Consider the following 2,010-nt stretch of genomic DNA (forward strand, 5'->3'; position numbering starts at 1 on the left):
GCGTGGTCAGCTCGTGGCGCGGCTCGGCGCGTTGCTGCCTCATCTGAATGAGCGGCAACGGCGGTTGCTGCTCGGGGTCGAGGCTCGGCTGCTCGGTCACGGCGGGATCCGGGCGGTGGCGCTGGTCGCGGGGGTCAGCGAGACCACGGTCCGTCGGGGTGTGTCCGAACTGGGGGCCGGTGCCGTCGTGCTGCCGGTTGGGAAGGTCCGTCAGGCTGGCGGCGGCCGCAGCCGCGTTGAGGAGCGTGATCCGGGGCTGGTGCCGGCGTTGCTCGGGCTGGTGGAGCCGGACGAGCGGGGCGACCCGTGCTCGCCGCTGCGGTGGACGACGAAGTCGCTGCGTAACCTGGCTGCCGAACTGGGCCGGCAGGGCAGGACGGTGTCCGCGATGACGGTCAGGCGGCTGTTGAAGGTCAACGGGTTCAGCCTGCAAGGCACCGCCAAGACCCTGGAAGGTGCTCAGCATCCCGACCGGGACGCCCAGTTCCGTTATCTCAACGACCAGGTCAAAGACCATCAGGCTGCCGGGCAGCCGGTGATCAGCGTGGACGCGAAGAAGAAGGAACAGGTGGGGCTGCTGCCGATGGCCGGGCGGGAGTGGCGGCCGTCCGGAGAACCGATCCAGGTCGAAGACCACAGCTTCTTCGCCGGCCCACGAGTGGACACCGTCATCCCTTACGGGATCTATGATATGACTGCGAACACCGGCTGGGTCAACGTCGGACTCGACCACGACACCGCAGCGTTCGCGGTCGCATCCATCCGCGCCTGGTGGCACGCCCGAGGTCGCCTCGACTACCCGCAGGCCACACGCCTGCTGATCACCGCGGACGCCGGAGGGTCGAACAGCTACCGCTACCGGCTCTGGAAAGCCGAACTGGCCGCGTTCGCCGCTGAAACGGGCCTGACCGTGACGGTCTGCCACTTCCCACCAGGCACCTCGAAGTGGAACAAAATCGGACACCGCCTGTTCTCCCACATCACGACCAACTGGCGAGGCCGCCCGCTGACCAGCCACGAAGTCGTGCTCAACACGATCGCCGCCACCACGACCCGGACCGGGCTGCGGGTCGAGGCCGTCCTCGACCACGGCACCTACCCCACCGGCGTGGCCGTCACCCGCGACCAACTGCAGGCCCTGCCAATCACCCCGCACGCCGAGCACGGCCAGTGGAACTACAGCATCGCCCCAACCGGCAGCAGCGCCGGCATCACGCCCGCGCGGGCCGACCAGCGCGCCGTGGCCAGGGCTCAAACCCTGCAACTGCTCGCCGACGCGAGGCTGACCGGCATGAGCACTACCGAGCTGGACGCCCTACGGGCCCGGCTTGCACCGGCCCAGGCAGCCCGCAGCGAACAACACCGCTATGTGCTGCGCGGCGGTCGACGCGTGGCCACCACCGGCCGCAGCCGATCGCTGCTCCGCGACGCCGACGAGGTCCTACTCACCGTCCTCTACCTGCGGCAGGTCTGCCCGCAGAAAGTCCTCTGCGACCTGCTCGGCATCAACCCAGTCACGATCAGTCAGGCCATCAAGGCCACCCGACAGCTCATCGACGAACAGAGGATCAGCATCACCCCGACCGTCGTGCGCTACTTCACCCGCGCCGAGGACCTACACGCCTGGATCACCAACGCCGGACCAGCCGAGCACCCACCCACGCTGCCGGCCCGCTACCCCCTGACCGACCCGCAGCTGACCGGAATGAACCGCGAAGCACTACACACCCTGCTCGAAGAACTGATCATTCCCTACGCCGCCGCGATCGAAGAACGCCGCCACCGCCAACGCGGCGGCGACCGACGCCTCGGCACCCGCGCCGGAGTCTTCCGGCAGAAGATCACCGACAGCGACCGAATCCTCGCCACGATCCTCTACCGACGACGAGTCTGCGGCCTCGACACCCTCGCCGACCTGTTCGACGTCTCCCGCAGCACCCTCTGGAACGCCATCAACGACGTCCTACCCATCCTCGACAACCGGCGCATCACCATCACCCCCGCTGAATA

At 68.4% G+C, this 2,010-nt stretch carries 1 protein-coding gene; it reads left to right on the top strand.

What is annotated here, in order from left to right; genetic code table 11:
• On the top strand, positions 1 to 2,010 hold a 2,010-nt coding region (locus tag E1258_RS35315; RefSeq protein WP_371688714.1), incomplete at both ends, for an ISAzo13 family transposase.

Origin of the sequence: Micromonospora sp. KC207 (assembly GCF_004348615.1) — a bacterium.
In the GTDB taxonomy this organism is placed as follows: domain Bacteria; phylum Actinomycetota; class Actinomycetes; order Mycobacteriales; family Micromonosporaceae; genus Micromonospora.